We start from the raw sequence: 16,992 nt of genomic DNA on the forward strand, positions 1-16,992 counted from the left end.
GGTCAGCCCGTCAAGCCCAGAATTCGAGCGGCGTTGCCGTAGAGGAACTTCGGCCAGACTTCGTCTTTGAGGCCGACCTTGGGCAGCTCGCTGAATATCCGTTCCAGTGACAACCCCATCGGGAAGTAGCCGGCATAGAGAACCTTGTCCGCGCCGCGCGAATTCGCGTAGTCGATGATGGCCTTCGGGTAGTACTTGGGTGCGAAGGCAGAGGTGGAGTAATACAGGTTGGGCCACTTCAGCATCAGCTTGACGGCTAGCTCCTCCCAGGGTTCGCAGCCGTGGCGAGTGACGAAGACCAGATCGGGAAAGTCGAACATCACGATGTCGATCCGGGAAACCTCCTGGGGCCGGAAAGGAAGCCGCGGGCCGGGGATGCCGGCGCAGACGAAGATGGGTATGCCGAGTTCGACGCAGGTGGCATAGATGGGATACATCTTCGGATCATCGATGGGGACTTGGGGGAAGGTGCCGGCCGGAAACACTGAGGTCGCGCGGATGCCGAACTGCTCGTATTCCCGACGGATCGCGGCGACCGACCCCATCACATCGTTCGGATCGGCTATCGCTCCGGACGGGATGAACCGGTCGGGGAATGTCTCGAGTGCCAGCTGCGCGGAGTCCTCCCGGACCCCGATCATGGCCTTCTCGATGTTGAACCGGTCCATCTGCTGCAGCACCAGGGACACCGGATCATCGGTGGGCAGGCCCTTGGGCACGTCCTTGAACATGTACTCGACGGGGAACTCGAAGTTCTCTTTGGACTCACGGTCCTTGGTCTGCTTGCGAATGAAGTCATATTGGGCGGACCCCTCGTGCGGGAATCCGATCATGGTGTCGATCACCGGCAAACCGACAGGTCCGGCCATTGCGTCCTCCGATCAGGCGCGAGTCTTCGACACTAGCACCGCGCCTGACACAATGGTGAAACCGAGTTCTACCTACGTCAAGGACGGTGGTGGGCGAAAGCTGGCACAACAGGCCGGATATGCCGTTTGTATGCCGTAGCATTTGGTCAACACAAAGAAGGGCGTTCTGGAAACGGGGCCCGTTCTTGCCGTCGGGTTGAATCGGAGGTCGCGCCATCGGTACATCAGCCCCCGACCTGACACCGTCGCCCGAGGCGGCGCAGGGCCGCTCGCGGATCAATCGCGCCAACCCCGACGTCGTTCCGCTGGCGGAGATGACCGCCAGCCAGCTGTTTCGTCGCGCAAAAGTGATCGAAGAGGTGATCGATCTGATCGCCGATGTCGGCGCCGACGCGGTACAGATGCGTGACGTGGCCCAGCGTTCGGGAGTGGCCCTGGCCACCGTCTATCGCTACTTCAGTTCCAAGGAGCACCTGTTGGCGGCGGCGCTTCAGGACTGGCAGATGCGGCTGACCCGCCGCATTCTGAGTGCCAGCGGCTCACCCGATCAAGACCCGCTGCCGGGCATCCTGGACTACCTGCGCCGAGCGTTGCGCGCCTTTCATCGCAATCCCGAGATGACGGCGTTGATGCTTCAGATGATGACCTCTACCGATCGGGACGCGAAAGCGACGATCGACCAGATGGATCGCACCAACGTCGAGATGTTCAATCGCCTACTGCACGGTGTTGCCCCAGCAGACATTTCGAATGTCAGCTTCGCTCTCAACGCCGCACTTAGCGGTGCGCTGACCGGGTTGCTGACCAGCAGGCTGACCTTGGAGGAAGCGCTCGGCCATGTCGAGTGGGTCGCGCGTGCTCTGCTCGATGAAGGCCGGCCGCATCCGTGAAGCGGGGCGTTAGGCCGCCGACCTTTCCAGGATGTGCACGCCGCACGCAGAGCCCAAACCGATCACGTGAGCCAGCCCGACTTTGGCGTTGTCGATCTGACGGTCGCCGGCCTCGCCGCGCAGGTGATGGCAGATCTCCCAGACGTTGGCGATGCCGGTGGCCGCGATGGGATGGCCCTTGGACTGCAGCCCGCCGGACACGTTGACCGGCGCGGAGCCGTCGCGCCACGGGGCGCCTGACTCGAAAAAGTCTGCGGCACCGCCCTGTTCGCACAGCATCAGGTTGTCGTAATGCACCAGCTCGGCGGTGGCGAAGCAATCGTGCAGCTCGACTAGATCGAGATCGCTGGGGCCAATGCCGGCCTGCTCGTAGGCGGTCTTGGCGGCGTTGCGGGTCAACGTGTTGACGTTTGGCAGGACCTGGCAGCCCGGCTCGTAGGGATCGGTGGTCAGCACCGATGCCGAAACCTTCACCGCGCGTCGACGCTGCCGTGCGGACAGAGACTTCAGCGTCTCGCCATTGCACACGATCGCGGCGGCGGCGCCGTCACAGTTGGCCGAGCACATCGGCCGGGTGTTGGGGTAGGCGATCATGACGTCGTTCATGATCTGCTCGAGCGTGAACCTCTTCTGATAGGCGGCCAGCGGGTTCAGTGTCGAATGGGCGTGGTTTTTCTCGCTGATCTTGGCGAACAGCTCGAAGCTGGTGCCGCCGTACTTGTGTCCGTATTCGGTGCCGATCTGAGCGAATACGCCCGGCATGGTCTCGGTGCCGATCCGCCCATCCACCGGCGCGACCGCGCCGTAGCGACCGGCCGGGGTCCAGACGTCGGCGTCGCTCTTCTTCTTCTTACCTCCCCCACCGAGCAGCCCGGCGCCGGACAACTTTTCGACCCCGACAGCCATGCCGTAGTCGACCTCGCCGGCCTTCACCGCCATGATGGCGGTCCGCAATGCGGTGGCCCCGGTGGCGCAGGCGTTGGCCACGTTGTACACCGGGATGCCGGTCTGGCCGATCTGTTTTTGTAGCTGCTGACCGATCCCGGCGTTGGCGGCCATCAGGTTGCCGGCCGCGAGTACGCCGATGTCGGCCATGCTCACGCCGGCGTCATCGAGCGCGCTCATCGCGGCCTGGGCCGCCAGGTCGACGGTGTCGAGGTCGGGGTGCTTGCCGAACTTGGTCATCCGGATCCCGAGGATCCAAATCTCGTCGCTGGCGCTCATCGTCGTTGCCCTTTCCGCGGTGCCGGATGGTCAAGTGGCGGGCTCGAAGCCGAAGCCGATCGCTTCGGTCCCCTGCGCGTCGGTGCCGATCGCGTAGGTGGCCAGGCGCACCTTCATCCCGTCGTGCACGTGCTCGGGATCGGGGTCGACGTTGATGAGATTGGCGCGGACCTGGGTGCCGTCGCAGTCGACCACGGACGCGATGAACGGGGTGGGGATCCCGGGTGCGGCGAAGGTGACGATGGTGAACGTGCGCACCGTGCCCTCGGTCGGCACCGGCACGGTGGTGAACTCGGTGGCAAAGCAGTTGGCGCACGCGTTGCGGCGGTCGAAGAAGCGGGCGCCGCAGTGGGTGCATTCCCGGGCCATGAGGTGCGGATCGCCGTCGTCGAGCACCAGGTAGTCGACCAACGGGATCTGCTTGGTCATGTGAGCACCTCCGCCATGTCTATCCCCGGTCTATCCCGACCGTAGCGAGTGCGCGCCATCAGCGACAGATGCGGCGACGGCCGCGCTCGAGGCGGTTAGAACGGGCTGCTGTTGGACTGCCAGCGCGCCTCTTCGGGCCGCGGGCCGTAGCGGCGAGCGTAGTCGTCGTGCATCCGCGCCTGCTTCTTCTGTTTGAGCACGTCAACCAGGTTGGGATCCAGACCGTGCTGGGCCAGCCGGTGCCGGCGCCAGACCTTGTTCAGGGCCAGCGAGATCAACAGCGACCAGATGTAGAGCGGCACCGTCATCTCGGAATGCACATACAGCGAGGCCGGTAACAGCCACAACGGGGCGAGGATCAGAATCGGGGGAAGCGCCCACCTGATCATGTGCCGGCGGATGGCTCCCTTGCCGGCCAGGTCGTTGGCAACCCAGCTGCGCATCGAATCGGGTAGGCACTTCCCATACGAGTAGGCAATGTACTGCCAGAAATTCGGTTTGTCGGCGGCCATCAGGACTCCTATAGGGACAATTTCGAACTGTTAGGACTGCGGTGCGTCGGCCGCCAAGGCCGCCACATTGATACGGGTGAGCACACGGTGGAGCTGCTCGAGTTCGGTCGGGTCGACGCCCAGGCGCGCGATTACGGCAGCGGGTACCTCAGCCGCCCGTTCGCGTAGTGCGATACCGAACCTGGTGAGCTTGACGTCGGTGGAGCGTTCGTCGGTCGAGTTTCGGGTCCGCGTGACCAGGCCGAGTGCTTCGAGGCGCTTGAGCATCGGCGACAGCGTGGCCGAATCCAGCTGCAGGGTCGCGGCGATCTGCTTGACCGCCAGCGCCGAACCCTGTCCCGATGATGTTCTCTGGTTATCCCACAAGGCCAGCATCACCAGATATTGTGGGTGGGTCAGGCCAAGCGGTTCCAGTAGCGGGCGATAGACGGCCAGGACGGCCCGATTGGTGATCGCGAGCGCGAAACACACCTGCTGTTCGAGGGCAAGTGGATCGGCCTGCGGCGTCGTTGGTGCGGCCATATCTACATCGTGCCCTAATAGTTAGTGCACTAGCAATAGGGCCATTGGTCACTTTCTCGGCTTGAGCGGCCGCGATGGGGTGCGCCGGGGGTGCTCGGGCGCGCCGCGCCGGTTTTGGATTAGCGTGGCCAGGTGCTGGTGACTGTCGCGGTGGAGAACTACCGGTCGCTGCGCCAGCTGGTGGTCCCGCTACACCAGCTCAATGTGGTCACCGGTCCCAACGGAAGCGGCAAATCCAATCTCTACCGCGCGTTGCGCCTGATGGCCGACTCGGCCCGCAACGGGGCGGTGGCCGCGTTGGCCCGCGAAGGCGGGTTGAGTTCGACCATGTGGGCCGGGCCGGCGGTAATCGGCAAATCGGTGCGTCAGGGTCGCCACCAGGTCCAGGGGACGGTTCGCACCGATTCGGTTAGTTTGAAACTCGGCTTCGCCGGATCAGATTTCGGCTATGCGATGGATCTTGGTCTGCCGCAGGCGTCGATCAGCAAGTTCAAACTCGATCCCGAAGTCAAAGTGGAGGCGCTCTGGGTCGGGCCGGTGTGGCGCGGCGCCACGGCGATTGCCGAACGGGGTGGCCCGGTCGCGCGGCTGCGCGACGGTGACGACAACTGGCACCTGATCACCGATGCGCTGCGGCCCTTCGATTCGATGCTCAGTGAGTTGGCCGATCCGGTGCGGGCCCCGGAACTCATCGAGATGCGTGAGCGCATCCGGAACTGGCGCTTTTATGATCACCTGCGCACCGATGCCGACGCACCCGCCCGGCAGGCCCGGATCGGTACCCGCACCACGGTGCTCGGGCACGATGGGGCCGACCTGGCCGCCGCGTTGGAAACGATTCGCGAGATTGGCGACGAGGCGGCGCTCGATGAAGCCATCGATCGAGCATTTGAGGGCAGTCGGATAGACGTCGCCAGCGACAACGGCCGCTTTGAACTGGCGCTGAAACAGCCCGGAATGCTGCGGCCATTGGGTGCCGCGGAGCTCTCCGACGGAACACTGCGATATCTGCTGTGGAGCGCAGCCTTGCTGTCCCCTAGGCCGCCGCAGTTGCTGGTGCTCAACGAGCCCGAGACCAGCTTGCACCCCGAGCTGCTGCCGGCGTTGGCGTCGCTGATCGCCACGGCCGCCCAACGCAGCCAGATAATCGTCGTTACCCATTCCGAGCCCCTGGTGGCGGGCCTGCAGCAGGCCGCGGAGGTGCACACCATCCGCCTGACCAAAGAACTCGGTGAAACCCGGATCGTGGGTCAGGGCATGCTCGATCAGCCGTCCTGGCATTGGCCGCCCCGCTAACCGCTGATGGGCCGGACGCGCTCAGGATGCGGGCATGGTGCCGGTCAATATCAGCATCAGTACCAAGCCGGGCAGTGAGTTGGTCACTTGGTGCGCGACGATGCTTGCCCACAGGCCGCCGGAGTACAACCGGGCCAGCGCGATCGGGACGGCGATCACCAGCAGTAGCGGTGCTCGGGTGAACTCGAAGTGCGCCAGTGCGAACACCGCGGTGGAGACCACCAGCGCGACCCACTGCCCCCAACGCCGCTCCAGCGCTCCCCAGAGCAGCCCGCGGTAGAGGATCTCTTCACACAGCGGTCCAACGAACACGACGACGATGAACACGGCCACCGCCCACGGCCATGAGGCCCGGACGTCACCAAACACCTTGTATAGGGCCGAATTCGCGTCGGGTCCGGTGATCGAGGCGTAGAGCATGGACGCGGGCACACTGACCACCAGCCCGCCGAGACCGAAAACGAGTCCCAAGCGCACGTCGCGCCACGTCCCCCCCAGGCGTAGGTCGGTGCGGGGACCATTGCCCCGCCGCATCGTGATGAATACGGCCAGCCCCGCCGCGATGACCGTGGGAGCGGCCACCGCCAGTGAAATGAGCGCGGCGGACCGGGGCCCCGCGCTCGCCACGACGAGCGCCAACAACGTGGAGCTGAGTAGGTAGACCAGCTCTACCAGGACGAAGGCGCCCAGCCCCCAGCGATGTGCGGGCGCCGCGGTTGGCCGAAGGGCCGGCGCATCCGGCGTGCTCGACGAGGTGGGCAGCAACGGGTCATCGCCGGGTTCTGCTTGCACTGCCGTGACGCTAGCGCACTAGCCGCCTCAGCTGCGCCGGTCGACGTGAGCGGTGTGCTCGAGCAGGTCGGCCGCCATGGCAATGCTGTGGGCGGGTGGGGTCATCTGGGCCGCCACCGTGCGGGCACGGGCGATGTGCTGCGCGGCCAGGATGCCACCCAGGCCGGCGGCCAGCGACTCCGAAGTGGTTGCCGAAAAGGGCTGTCCGACACCGACTCCAAGCTGTTCGATGCCAGCGGCCCAGATCGGCTGATCGAGCCATAGCCAGCGAATCAGCATGGGGATGCCGGCGCGCAGGCCGGCTGCGGTGGTTCCGGCGCCCCCATGATGAACTATCGCGCGACAGGCCGGAAAGACCGCCGCGTGGTTGACCGCCGGTGCGACCATGACCTGCGGGGAATGCGGCATCTCGCCAAAGTCGTTCGGCCCGGCGCAGATCAGCGCCCGCTCACCCAGCTGAGCGCACGCGGCACTGATCATGGCGAACTGCTCCGCCGGCGAGGTCAACGGGGTGCTGCCAAAGCCGAAGTAGATCGGTGGGGCTCCTTCGGCAATCCAGGCGAGGATCGCGTCATCGTCATCGGTGGGCGACTGCAACGTCAGCGCGCCGACGAATGGGTGTCGGCCATCGGCTTGCACCCACCGGCCCGGTGGTCCGGGCAGGACGATCTGGTCATAGGCCTGGATTTCGAGCGATCCCTGTTCCGCGACCCGCTGCGGGACGGATTCCGATGCCGGCGGCAGTCCCAGCGCCTGGCGTTGGGCGTCGTCGGCGGCTTTCGTTGCCAGCGTCGAGAGCATGCCCGCCGGCAATGCCGGTGCGGGGAAGAAGTGCAGCCCGGTCAGCGGAATGTCGTAGTACTCGGCGACATTGGCGGCCACCGCCTGCTCGTTGAAGCCGGCCACAAGCAGGTCGGCACCGTCCGCCAGCGCGGTCAGCGTCTCACTCTTGGCCGCGTTCACCCGGGTTAGGTGTTCAATGAGTTTGGGCACCATGGTGATTGGGTGCTGGGCCGTGGCCGCTAAGTCGCCAACCAGGTTCGCGGCGGGGTCCATCTGCTGGTGTGAATCGGGGCCATAGGCGACCGTGGTGAGCCCGGCCGACTCGAGGAAGCCGACCAGGTTGGGTGGGGCCGCCACCCACACCTCATGGCCACGTCGCAGCAGCTCGCGCGCGGCGGCGGCGCAGGGCTCAACGTCGCCGCGGCTTCCGTAGCTTGCGACCACAGCTTTCATCGGCGGAAATCTCGGCTGCGAACGTCTACCGGATCATCAACGGCCGTCGGCGCTACCGCACCGAGTGCTCATCGGATGGGCAGCCCGGTCAGCGCTCGCGATATCACCAGGCGCTGGATCTCGCTGGTGCCCTCGAAGATGGTGAAGATCTTCGCATCGCGGTGCATCCGCTCAACGGGGTAGTCGCGGGTGTAGCCGTTGCCCCCGAGGATCTGAATGGCCTCGTCGGTGACGTAAACGGCGGTCTCACTTGCCACCAGCTTGGCCATCGATCCCTCCGCCGAATCGAAGTTGTGATTGTTGCGGGCCATCCATCCGGCTCGCCACACCAACAGACGCGCCGCATCGATGCGCGCTTTCATGTCGGCTAGTTTGAACGCCACCGCCTGGAACTCGCCGATCTTGCGCCCGAATTGTTCGCGTTGGCAGGCGTATTCCAGGGCGTACTCATAGGCCGCTCGGGCCACGCCGACCGCCATTGCCCCTACGGTGGGCCGGGTGCGCTCAAAGGTCTTCATCGCGGCCTGCCCGCGCGCAGAGGCGCCGGACTTGACCCGAGCGATGCGCGCCTCGAACTTCTCTCGCCCGCCGAGGATCGCGTCCTCGGGCAGACGCACGTTGTCGAGCACCACCTCAGCGGTGTGGGAAGCGCGGATGCCGTGCTTCTTGAACTTCTGCCCTTGGGTCAGGCCCTTGGTGCCGGGCGGGATCACGAACGTGGCCTGCCCGCGGGTGCCCAGTTCGGGGTGTACCGATACCACCACGATGTGCACGTTGGCGATGCCGCCATTGGTCGCCCAGGTCTTGGTTCCGTTGAGAACCCACTCCCCGGCCGCCTCGTCGAAGTGCGCACGGGTGCGGATGGCGCCGACGTCGGAGCCTGCGTCGGGTTCTGAGGAACAGAACGCTCCGAGCTTGGGATCGCCGGGGGTGCCAAACATCTCCGGCAGCCAGCGGCCCAGCTGTTCTGGAGTTCCATTGGCGGCCAGGGCCGCGGCGGCCAGCCCGGTGCCCATGATGGAAATCGCGATACCGGCATCGCCCCAGAACATCTCCTCGAACGCGGCGAGAATGCCCACCCCGGACGGCTCGACGGACTGCTGGGCGAAGAAGTCGGGCGAGTAGAGCCCCACCTTCGCGGCCTCCTGGATCACCGGCCAGGGAGTCTCTTCACGTTCATCCCATTCTGCGGCGGCCGGACGGATGACATCGGCTGAAAATTTGTGCACCCAGTCGCGTACTTCGATCACGTCGTCGCTGAGTTCTAGTGAGAAGGTCACAGTCTTACTCCTGGAATTTGTTGTCGGCCTAGGATTTTCTGGAGGGCGCGGGGTTGGTGTATTGAGAGAGCATGCTGACGGTCTGATTGACCCACGCCTCGAAGTAGCGGTTGTCATCGATGTTTCCGGGCGAGCGACCGGTCAGTGCCTGCAGCGTCGCGGCGTAGGACAGCGAGGCGATGGCGACGCTGGCCGCCGCTTCGGGATCGGGTATTCGGGTGCGGCCCGACCGGTTGGACGCCGCCAGTTCGTCGGCGAATCGCTGGTAGGCGTTGTCGGTGATGATCTGCCAGGTTTTCTCGTCGAGGTCACCGAGTGCACCGGGCTCGCGCAGCATCACCTTGAGTAAATCCTCGCTCTGTTTCAGGTTGGTCCAGATGAGGTGTCCGGCGGTTCGCACCGCCTGCTCCACACCGCCGGGCTCGCCGGCGTCGTACTGCTCGCGCGCTGCCACGATGCTGTCGATGCGGTGCTCAACCGCGGCCTCGAGCAGCTCGTGTTTGGAGCCGAAGTGCTTGTACAACGCGCCAGATCCCGGCGCGAGGCCCGAGGAGCGCTGGATGTCGGCGACCGACGTCGCCGCGTAGCCCTTGGCGGCAAAGAGCTTCAGTGCCGCCGAGAGCAGGCGATCTCGTCCGGACGTGGACATGGTGAGAGAGTACTCACTCACCTCGTCGGACGCAAGTGCTCTGCGCCACCAGTACCTGGTAGAACGCCAGTACGCCCTAGAAGAAGAACCCGGCGTGGGGCGCATCTGGCGCCGCGAACAGCTGATCGGCAACGGCAAGTGCGGTCGGGTCCTCGCACCGGGCTAAACCTGCCATGGCGAGGTCGCGCCAACGCGCGCCACCGAGCAAGACGGCGGCAAGTCCTGCAACGTCGAGGTGCAACGCGGGACGCCGACTCGTCGGTTCGGCCCCGTCGCCCGAGATGGTGAAGTGACCCGAGTTGCCGGCCAGCAAGGGATCATCGATCGCGATGGTGACGGTGCCATCGCCGTAATAACGCCGGGCGGCCAAGGCGGCCCGGACATCGATCACGCGCAGCCACGTCTCGTCATGCACCGCCGTCACCTTCATGGCCCGCCGATCAACAAGCAGCCAGGGCAGCGGATCGTCCAAAGGCAGCATCCAGAAGACCACGCGGTCAATCAGATCGAGTCCGAACAGGAAACGCAGCAATCCAAGATAGGCCGCACCGGTCGGCGCGAAGAAGTCCTCGACCACGATGGTGTGTTGGTCGGCGACGAACCACTTCTCGGTGTCGATGGGGCGGTAGCGGACGAATCCCGTCTCCCGCCCGGGCTCGCCGTGGACTGCGATATACGAAGGCCCCGACGATGTTTCGGCGCGCAGTCGCTGGAAATGCCACCAAACCCCCGGGCGGTCAATGGTTCCCGGTCGTGACGGCCGATTCCTCGCGTAGATCCCGGCAAGGACGTCCCAGCTGTCGGCGGTGTCGAGTAGCCGCACCGGTCCGCCGGTTCCGACTCCCGGGCGCAACGTCGCCCGTGCCGTCTGGATTTCAACGCTCTGCGCTGAACTGGCCACGCCGTAGCCAAACCGTTCATAGATGGTTGCCTCCGAGGCTCGCAGCGTCGCCACCGTCTCGCCCCGTGCGGCGAAGTCGCGTAGCTGATGGCTCATCAGCTCGGTGGCGATGCCGTGGCGGCGAAACGTCGGCAGCACGCCGATGCGCGTCACGGCGGCATGGCGCACGATCGCTCCGCCGGGCAGGGTCAGGTCGCTGGTGGCGGCGTCGGCGGTACCGACCAGTTGCTCATCGATGAATGTGCCCACGGTTCGCCCGGGCTCGAGAAGCGTGGTGATCTGGCCCGGCGACAGGTTCGGCATGGGGGGTAGGCCGACCATGGCGATGCGGAACACTTTGCCCGCCGCCATCAGGTCTTGCTCGGTGTCGAGAACGCGGATGTTGGTGCTCACCCGGCCATCATGTCGCGTCCGCGCGAGGCTGGTCTGCAGTGCGTCAGGATCGGGTCATGCGCGCCGACGGCATGGGCCCGAGTGTCCGGCCGAAATTGCCGTCTGGGGCAATTTTTCCCCAGGGTCGCGCAGTCGCTTTCTATCCCGTTTGCGTAGCGAGACGGAAGTCCAGGATTTTCAACGTCTGCTCGGCCCACTGAATATTTGCCTGCTCGAAGGAAATTCCGCGCAGCAGCGTCAGGTAAGGGCCTATCCGTTCGGCCTGGGTCAAGTATTCTTGCTCGGTGCGGCCGTCCAGCATGCGCCTGCGCGCCCGCTCGTAGCGCTCCAGTTTTGCCGTGGCCCATTGCAGTAGCTCGACAACGAATTCCCGAACGGCGTCGATGTTTCCGGCATCGCAGGCCTGAATTTTGATGAGCAGTTCGTCGCGAATCACCGCGGGCTTGGGCGGCTTGCTGGTGAACTGCAGGATTGCCGCACGACCTGACTCGGTCAACGAGTGCATGCGCTTGTTGGGCCGGCGCTCTTGGTGGACTACACGGGCCTGAATGAGCCCCTGCTCGGTCAGGCGTTCGAGCTCGCGATACAGCTGCTGTGGTGTGGCCATCCAGAAGTTCGCCATCGAGGCGTCGAACTCTTTCGCGAGGTCATATCCGGACGACTCGCCTTCCAAGAGGGCAGCCAAAACCGCGTCACGGAGTGACATCTGGCCAATGATACATGGCAAGAAAGATCTGGCGAACTGGCTTCGTGAGTGGTTCGCTCGCTATGGGCGCGACGGCGGCTACCTAAAAATATGAATATTCGATAAATACACTAGGTGGAGGTGTTTGATGCATCCGTTCCGTAAGGCGGTTGAAGAACGTGATGTGACAGCCGTTGAGGCGATGCTGGCCGACACGGTGGTCTTTACCAGCCCGGTAGTGTTCAAACCGTACGTGGGCAAAGCGATCACCGCAGCGCTGCTGCGCGGTGTTCTGCGGGTGTTCGAAGACTTTCGCTACATCCGCGAGATCGCCGACGGCAACGGACGCGACCACGCCTTCGTGTTCGAGGCGACGATTGCCGGGGCTTCCGGGGCGTCGGGTAAGAAGGTCATGGGTTGTGACTTCCTGCATTTCAACGAGGACGGGCTGATCGATGACTTCATGGTGATGGTGCGGCCAATGTCGGGTGCCATGGCGTTGTCGGAGGCGATGGGCGCCCAGTTCGACCGGATCCAACAAGAGGCGCTGGAACTGGCCCAGCAGTTCGCCGGGGCATAGAACTTTCATCGCTTGGCTCCGCGCCGAGCGTGAACAAATTTGAGGAAGGGTGTTGGTCATGCGAATCGGATTGGCCATCAATTACGCGGGCGGCTTCAAGGAGGTGGCCGCCGAAGTGGCCGACCTCGAACGTGCCGGACTGGACATCGTCTTTGTGCCCGAAGCGTATTCGTTCGACGCCGTCAGTGCTCTTGGATACCTGGCGGCCTGCACGGACCGCGTTCAGCTCGCCTCGGGCATCCTGCAGCTGTACACGCGGACGCCCACCTTGACGGCGATGACCGCGGCCGGGCTGGACTATGTATCCGACGGTAGGTTCACCCTTGGGCTCGGTGCCTCAGGTCCGCAAGTGATCGAAGGCTTTCACGGGGTGCCCTATGACGCCCCGATTGCGCGTACCCGCGAAATCATCGAGATTTGTCGTCAGGTGTGGCGCCGTGAGCGCCTGGAATATCAGGGTAAGCACTACACGATCCCGCTACCGGCCGACCAGGGTACCGGGCTGGGCAAGCCACTCAAGATCATCAATCAGCCTGTGCGGGAGCGTATCCCGATCTTGCTAGCCGCGTTGGGGCCCAAGAACGTCGAGTTGGCGGCCGAAGTGGCCGAAGGCTGGCAGCCCATCTTCTACCTGCCGGAGAAGGCCCAAGATGTCTGGGGCCAGGCGCTGGCGGCCGGCCGGGCCAAACGGGACCCGGCGTTGGGCGAACTCGACGTGTATGCCGGCCCGGTGCTGGCGATCGGTGACAACGTGGAATCCCTTCGCGAATTCGTGAAGCCGCATCTGGCGCTCTACATCGGGGGGATGGGTGCCAAGGGCAAGAACTTCTACCACATGCTGGCGACCAGATATGGCTACGGAGCCGAGGCGGACCGAATCCAGCAGCTGTACCTGGCCGGGGACAAGGACGGCGCCGCCAAGGTTGTCCCAGACGAGCTGGTGCGAGACGTCAACCTGATCGGCACGCCAGGGTTCGTCAGGGACCGGCTGGCGGCGTTCCGCGAGTCCGGGGTCACGACATTGAATGTGGCGCCGATCGCGGAAACGGCTGCCGAGCGGGTGAAGCTCATCGACACGCTTCGCCAACTGGTCGACTAGGCGCCCGGGGCTTTTCCGGGTCAGGAAGCTGAGTCGGAGGCTTGGTTCATGCCTGCGGCATCGGCGATTTCGCGAGCCATGTGTACCCGCGCATCGATCCATGCGACGGTCGGAGTCCCCTCAGACGCCTTGTTCTGCGGCTCGTCCATCGCCCGTCGCATGACGCCCTCGGCGATGATCGCCAATTTCCACAGCCCGAGAACATGCCAGTACTGCAGCGCGGCCGGATCGCGGCCGGTCTCCTCTAGATAGAGGCGGGTCATTTCGGCGCGGTCGGGGAATCCGTCGAGGGTCGAGGGTGCGAAGTCACCGACGCCAGATTCACCGGGCTCCATCCAGTAGGTGAGCAGGCTTCCCATGTCAGCGAGCGGATCGCCCAGCGTCGACAGTTCCCAGTCCAGGGTCGCTACCACCGCGCCGGTCTCCGGCGAGGTGATCAGGTTGCGCAGATGAAAGTCCCCATGCACCAAGCTGATTTCCCGTTGCTCGGGAGCGGCGGCGACCAGGCGGCGGGTCAGGTCGTCAAGTTCGGGAAGCTCGCGCGTCTTGGACAGTTCCCATTGTCCCGCCCAGCGTTTGAGCTGGCGCTGGGCGTAGGGCTTGTGGCTGGCCAGATCGTCGAGCCCCACCTTCGCCAGGTCGACGGCGTGGATTTTGGCCAGGGTGCGGGGCAACGACAAGGCGATCTGGCGGCGCTGCCGTGGCGTCAGCGCCTCGGCAACCTCCATGGTGTCGACGACCAATCCATCAACGAACTCCATCAACACCAACGGCGCCTCCGAAAACTCCGAATCCGTTGTAAATCCGAGGATCCGGGGAACCGGCACGTCGGTCTCGGCCAGCGCGGCCATGATGCGGGCCTCGCGCACCACATCGTGGGCCGAGGCCAGCAGATGCCCCAGCGGCGGGCGGCGCAACACCCAGGCGCGGCCAGCGGCATCGGTGACCCGGTAGGTCAGATTCGACTGACCGAGACCGATGCGTTGAAAACGCAGTGGTGCGGCGACTTGGTGCCCCAGCGTGACCAGCCACCGTGACACCGCGTCGGCGTGGACACCGGGAATGTCCTCACTCATGGGTCCGGGCACCGGTGCGGTTGACCGGGTTCACGATCCGTGGCCGCCGTTGCGGTACTTGCGCAACTCTTGGGTGGCAATCGCTCGTTTGTGCACCTCGTCTGGGCCGTCTGCCAGCCGCAAGGTGCGCAGGTGGGCCCAGGCCATCGCCAGCGGAAAGTCGTCGGTGACCCCGCCACCGCCGTGCACCTGAATGGCCCGGTCGACGATTTTGAGCGCGATGTTGGGGGCCGCCACCTTGATCGCCGCAATCTCGGTACGGGCCTGTTTGTTTCCGACCGTATCCATCAGGTAGGCGGCCTTGAGGGTCAGCAATCGGATCATCTCGATCTCGATCCGGGCCTCGGCGATCCAGTCGCGCACGTTCGCGTTCTCGCTGATGGGCTTGCCGAAGGTGACCCGGGATTGGGCTCGTTTGCACATCAACTCCAGCGCCCGCTCCGCCATGCCGATCGCGCGCATGCAGTGATGAATGCGGCCGGGGCCCAGCCGGGCCTGGCTGATGGCAAATCCCTCGCCTTCGCCCTTGAGCACGTCTTTGACCGGCACCCGTACGTCGACGAAGTCGATTTCGGCATGTCCTTCGCGGTCCTGGTAGCCAAAGACGGGCAGGTTGCGCCGCACGGTGAGGCCCGGCGCATCGATCGGCACCACCATCATCGATTGCTGGCGGTGCACCGGCGCGGTGGGGTCGGTCTTACCCATCACGATCAAGACTTTGCAATTACGGTGCATGCCGTTGGACGCAAACCATTTTCGCCCGTTGAGGATGTAGCTGTCACCGTCGCGCACCATCGACATCTCGACGTTCGTCGCATCGGAGCTGGCCACCGCGGGCTCGGTCATGGCGAAGGCAGAGCGGATTTCGCCCTCCAGCAGCGGCTTGAGGTAGCGCTGCTGGTGCTCATCGGTGCCGAAGAGGGTCAGCACCTCCATGTTGCCGGTGTCCGGGGCGCTACAGTTGCAGGCCTCCGAGGCGATGTGGCTGCGGCCCAGGATCTCCGCCAACGGCGCGTACTCGAGGTTGGTCAATCCCGGCCCCCACTCGGGGTGCGGGTGAAACAGGTTCCACAGCCCGCGATTTCGGGCCGCGGCCTTGAGTTCCTCCAAGATCGGAGGATGGAAATGCGGGTCGCCGGCGGCGCGCATCTGTTCGTCGTAGACGGCCTCGGCCGGGTACACCTGGGAATCCATGAACTCGAGCAGGTCTGATTGGTACTGCTTGGCGCGATCGGAAATATCGAACAGTGACATGAGAACCTCTGGCATCTGTTGACACGGGGTCGGCCACCCGCCATGTGAGGGTGGCGTGATCTCTTCCTACACCCTTGCGATGATCCCGCCGCGGGGTGTGCCGCCGACCGCCCCAGCCGGTGTCAGCCGCGCGCAGCGGGGCGGGCCGGCTCTACCCGGAAGAGCTTGACCTCGGCGCGCATCCCCCTGATCCGTTGGGCACCGATCGAAAACCACTCGAAGTCACCAGCGTTGCCGACGGCATCACGGGTCGATTCGGCAACCACGACCGTGCCCGGGTATGCGATCGAGGTGACCCGGCTGGCCAGGTTGACCGGACTGCCGAACCAGTCACCCGCCCGAGTGACCGCAGCCCCAGATGCAACACCAATCCTCAAGGGTGGCAGGTTGTTTGCCGCGACGGCAGCCAAGTCCAGCACCGCCCGCAGCAGCGGTGCGGGTTCTGGGCAGACCAGCATCACCGCGTCGCCGATCGACTTCACGAACCGGACCGGCATGGTCGCGGCATCGTGGGCGAGGTCGGCAAGCCGGGCGGCCACCCGTTCCAGGTCCTCGGCCGGCATCACTTCGCCGAGCCGGGTGAAGCCCGCCATATCGGCGAAAGCAACGGTGACGGGTCGGGCGCCCGGTAGCGTGCCCGCGGCCCGTTCCGCCGCGTTGACGGCCTCCGTCTCCACCGAATGGCGCAGCTCCAGGCGCATCAGATCGTCCATCATCGGAGGCAGCAACGGAATCGCTGCCTGGGCCAACTGCTCGGACGCCTCGGCCAGCTCGATCTCGGAGAACCCCGGCCGCAGCAGCGTCTTCAGCGCCGCCTCCCGCATCATGGCGGCGGCATGCCCCAGGCTCTCCACCAGTACCCGCATGACGGCAACCGCATCTTCGAGGTCGTAGCCGATATCCAGAAAGACCTTCGCGTGTCTGACCGCCTCGGCGTCGGCCCGCGGCAAGACGGCCTCGTCCGGATCGTCGATCCGGGGCAGGCCAACGGCACGTTGCAGGCGCTGCAGCACATCGAGTTCGATGCCGGTTGCCGCGCAGATCTCGCGCGCGGACACCAGCGTTCCATCATCACCGAGCACCCGATAGGCGGGCAGCATCACCGGCGCGGCCGCCGACGCCTGGATGTGCTCGAGACTGAACCCACGCTCGAGTAGCCAGGAGATCAGCTCCGCGCGGTCTTGGCGTGCGGTCCCCTCAAGCCCGTCGAGCAGGCCTGACGCCTCGATATCGACGTCTGCGGCCATAGCGCTCACTCTATTGGAAACCCGCGGCCGTGAGCGGGACCAGCGCCGCGCACCTGGG

The 16,992-nt window shown here is 65.0% G+C and carries 18 protein-coding genes; 4 read left to right on the forward strand and 14 right to left on the reverse strand.

The features are described from left to right. Positions 1–2: 2 nt before the first annotated feature. Positions 3–869, reverse strand: coding sequence for an amidohydrolase family protein (locus tag CCUG20998_RS00655; RefSeq protein ID WP_020731280.1), 867 nt, complete (start codon positions 867–869; stop codon positions 3–5). Between the two features lie 314 nt (positions 870–1,183). Here CCUG20998_RS00655 and CCUG20998_RS00660 point away from each other — a divergent pair, with 314 nt between their 5' ends. After that, positions 1,184–1,759, forward strand: coding sequence for a TetR family transcriptional regulator (locus CCUG20998_RS00660; protein ID WP_011742432.1), 576 nt, complete (start codon positions 1,184–1,186; stop codon positions 1,757–1,759). Between the two features lie 9 nt (positions 1,760–1,768). Here CCUG20998_RS00660 and CCUG20998_RS00665 read toward each other — a convergent pair whose 3' ends face one another. From CCUG20998_RS00665 to CCUG20998_RS00680, 4 genes are all read right to left on the reverse strand, one after another. Then, positions 1,769–2,983, reverse strand: coding sequence for a thiolase family protein (locus CCUG20998_RS00665; protein ID WP_020731281.1), 1,215 nt, complete (start codon positions 2,981–2,983; stop codon positions 1,769–1,771). 30 nt (positions 2,984–3,013) lie between these two features. Then, positions 3,014–3,412 (reverse strand): Zn-ribbon domain-containing OB-fold protein, encoded by a 399-nt coding sequence (locus tag CCUG20998_RS00670; RefSeq protein ID WP_020727644.1) that lies wholly within the window; start codon positions 3,410–3,412, stop codon positions 3,014–3,016. A gap of 95 nt (positions 3,413–3,507) precedes the next feature. Further along, the gene (locus CCUG20998_RS00675; RefSeq protein WP_020731282.1) at positions 3,508–3,924 is read right to left on the reverse strand and encodes a DUF5313 domain-containing protein; all 417 of its coding nucleotides are present in this window, start codon (positions 3,922–3,924) and stop codon (positions 3,508–3,510) included. A 30-nt stretch (positions 3,925–3,954) separates the two neighbouring features. Next, positions 3,955–4,446 (reverse strand): MarR family winged helix-turn-helix transcriptional regulator, encoded by a 492-nt coding sequence (locus tag CCUG20998_RS00680; RefSeq protein ID WP_020731283.1) that lies wholly within the window; start codon positions 4,444–4,446, stop codon positions 3,955–3,957. A 132-nt stretch (positions 4,447–4,578) separates the two neighbouring features. On the opposite strand from CCUG20998_RS00680, the gene CCUG20998_RS00685 reads away from it, so the two are divergent. Then, positions 4,579–5,742 (forward strand): AAA family ATPase, encoded by a 1,164-nt coding sequence (locus CCUG20998_RS00685; protein ID WP_020731284.1) that lies wholly within the window; start codon positions 4,579–4,581, stop codon positions 5,740–5,742. Between the two features lie 21 nt (positions 5,743–5,763). Here CCUG20998_RS00685 and CCUG20998_RS00690 read toward each other — a convergent pair whose 3' ends face one another. The 6 genes from CCUG20998_RS00690 to CCUG20998_RS00715 form a co-directional block, all read right to left on the reverse strand. Further along, positions 5,764–6,507: a CPBP family intramembrane glutamic endopeptidase gene (locus CCUG20998_RS00690; RefSeq protein WP_012392147.1), complete on the reverse strand. Its 744-nt coding sequence runs from the start codon at positions 6,505–6,507 to the stop codon at positions 5,764–5,766. A gap of 54 nt (positions 6,508–6,561) precedes the next feature. Further along, complete coding sequence (locus CCUG20998_RS00695) at positions 6,562–7,770, reverse strand: glycosyltransferase (protein ID WP_020731286.1); 1,209 nt, start codon at positions 7,768–7,770, stop codon at positions 6,562–6,564. Positions 7,771–7,838: 68 nt separating this feature from the next. Continuing rightward, positions 7,839–9,050, reverse strand: a complete 1,212-nt coding sequence (locus tag CCUG20998_RS00700) for an acyl-CoA dehydrogenase family protein (protein ID WP_020731287.1) — start codon at positions 9,048–9,050, stop codon at positions 7,839–7,841. Between the two features lie 28 nt (positions 9,051–9,078). After that, the gene (locus CCUG20998_RS00705; protein ID WP_020731288.1) at positions 9,079–9,699 is read right to left on the reverse strand and encodes a TetR/AcrR family transcriptional regulator; all 621 of its coding nucleotides are present in this window, start codon (positions 9,697–9,699) and stop codon (positions 9,079–9,081) included. A 76-nt stretch (positions 9,700–9,775) separates the two neighbouring features. Next, positions 9,776–10,993 carry a GNAT family N-acetyltransferase gene (locus tag CCUG20998_RS00710; RefSeq protein ID WP_020731289.1) on the reverse strand — a complete coding sequence of 406 codons (1,218 nt, stop codon included), beginning with the start codon at positions 10,991–10,993 and terminating at the stop codon, positions 9,776–9,778. 139 nt (positions 10,994–11,132) lie between these two features. Further along, positions 11,133–11,699 carry a PadR family transcriptional regulator gene (locus tag CCUG20998_RS00715; protein WP_012392152.1) on the reverse strand — a complete coding sequence of 189 codons (567 nt, stop codon included), beginning with the start codon at positions 11,697–11,699 and terminating at the stop codon, positions 11,133–11,135. Between the two features lie 127 nt (positions 11,700–11,826). Between CCUG20998_RS00715 and CCUG20998_RS00720 the strand changes: the two genes are divergently transcribed. Then, a complete protein-coding gene (locus CCUG20998_RS00720; protein WP_011742421.1) occupies positions 11,827–12,258 on the forward strand; it encodes a nuclear transport factor 2 family protein in 432 nt (143 codons plus the stop codon). Positions 12,259–12,316: 58 nt separating this feature from the next. Further along, positions 12,317–13,357, forward strand: a complete 1,041-nt coding sequence (locus tag CCUG20998_RS00725; RefSeq protein ID WP_020731290.1) for an LLM class F420-dependent oxidoreductase — start codon at positions 12,317–12,319, stop codon at positions 13,355–13,357. A gap of 20 nt (positions 13,358–13,377) precedes the next feature. Here the strand turns inward: CCUG20998_RS00725 and CCUG20998_RS00730 are convergent, their stop codons facing one another. From CCUG20998_RS00730 to CCUG20998_RS00740, 3 genes are all read right to left on the reverse strand, one after another. Then, the gene (locus CCUG20998_RS00730; RefSeq protein ID WP_020731291.1) at positions 13,378–14,433 is read right to left on the reverse strand and encodes a phosphotransferase family protein; all 1,056 of its coding nucleotides are present in this window, start codon (positions 14,431–14,433) and stop codon (positions 13,378–13,380) included. 30 nt (positions 14,434–14,463) lie between these two features. Continuing rightward, positions 14,464–15,687: an acyl-CoA dehydrogenase family protein gene (locus CCUG20998_RS00735; RefSeq protein WP_020731292.1), complete on the reverse strand. Its 1,224-nt coding sequence runs from the start codon at positions 15,685–15,687 to the stop codon at positions 14,464–14,466. A 122-nt stretch (positions 15,688–15,809) separates the two neighbouring features. Further along, positions 15,810–16,934 carry an adenylate/guanylate cyclase domain-containing protein gene (locus tag CCUG20998_RS00740; RefSeq protein ID WP_020731293.1) on the reverse strand — a complete coding sequence of 375 codons (1,125 nt, stop codon included), beginning with the start codon at positions 16,932–16,934 and terminating at the stop codon, positions 15,810–15,812. Between the last annotated feature and the right edge of the window lie 58 nt (positions 16,935–16,992).

It is taken from the genome of Mycobacterium marinum (assembly GCF_003391395.1).
GTDB lineage: Bacteria > Actinomycetota > Actinomycetes > Mycobacteriales > Mycobacteriaceae > Mycobacterium > Mycobacterium marinum.

Excerpts from the sequence above, each read along its gene's own strand:
- CCUG20998_RS00655 (WP_020731280.1), bottom strand. The coding sequence starts at position 869 with ATGGCCGGACCTGTCGGTTTGCCGGTGATCGACACCATGATCGGATTC.
- CCUG20998_RS00660 (WP_011742432.1), top strand. The coding sequence starts at position 1,184 with ATGACCGCCAGCCAGCTGTTTCGTCGCGCAAAAGTGATCGAAGAGGTG.
- CCUG20998_RS00665 (WP_020731281.1), bottom strand. The coding sequence starts at position 2,983 with ATGAGCGCCAGCGACGAGATTTGGATCCTCGGGATCCGGATGACCAAG.
- CCUG20998_RS00670 (WP_020727644.1), bottom strand. The coding sequence starts at position 3,412 with ATGACCAAGCAGATCCCGTTGGTCGACTACCTGGTGCTCGACGACGGC.
- CCUG20998_RS00675 (WP_020731282.1), bottom strand. The coding sequence starts at position 3,924 with ATGGCCGCCGACAAACCGAATTTCTGGCAGTACATTGCCTACTCGTAT.
- CCUG20998_RS00680 (WP_020731283.1), bottom strand. The coding sequence starts at position 4,446 with ATGGCCGCACCAACGACGCCGCAGGCCGATCCACTTGCCCTCGAACAG.
- CCUG20998_RS00695 (WP_020731286.1), bottom strand. The coding sequence starts at position 7,770 with ATGAAAGCTGTGGTCGCAAGCTACGGAAGCCGCGGCGACGTTGAGCCC.
- CCUG20998_RS00705 (WP_020731288.1), bottom strand. The coding sequence starts at position 9,699 with ATGTCCACGTCCGGACGAGATCGCCTGCTCTCGGCGGCACTGAAGCTC.
- CCUG20998_RS00715 (WP_012392152.1), bottom strand. The coding sequence starts at position 11,699 with ATGTCACTCCGTGACGCGGTTTTGGCTGCCCTCTTGGAAGGCGAGTCG.
- CCUG20998_RS00720 (WP_011742421.1), top strand. The coding sequence starts at position 11,827 with ATGCATCCGTTCCGTAAGGCGGTTGAAGAACGTGATGTGACAGCCGTT.
- CCUG20998_RS00725 (WP_020731290.1), top strand. The coding sequence starts at position 12,317 with ATGCGAATCGGATTGGCCATCAATTACGCGGGCGGCTTCAAGGAGGTG.
- CCUG20998_RS00730 (WP_020731291.1), bottom strand. The coding sequence starts at position 14,433 with ATGAGTGAGGACATTCCCGGTGTCCACGCCGACGCGGTGTCACGGTGG.
- CCUG20998_RS00735 (WP_020731292.1), bottom strand. The coding sequence starts at position 15,687 with ATGTCACTGTTCGATATTTCCGATCGCGCCAAGCAGTACCAATCAGAC.
- CCUG20998_RS00740 (WP_020731293.1), bottom strand. The coding sequence starts at position 16,934 with ATGGCCGCAGACGTCGATATCGAGGCGTCAGGCCTGCTCGACGGGCTT.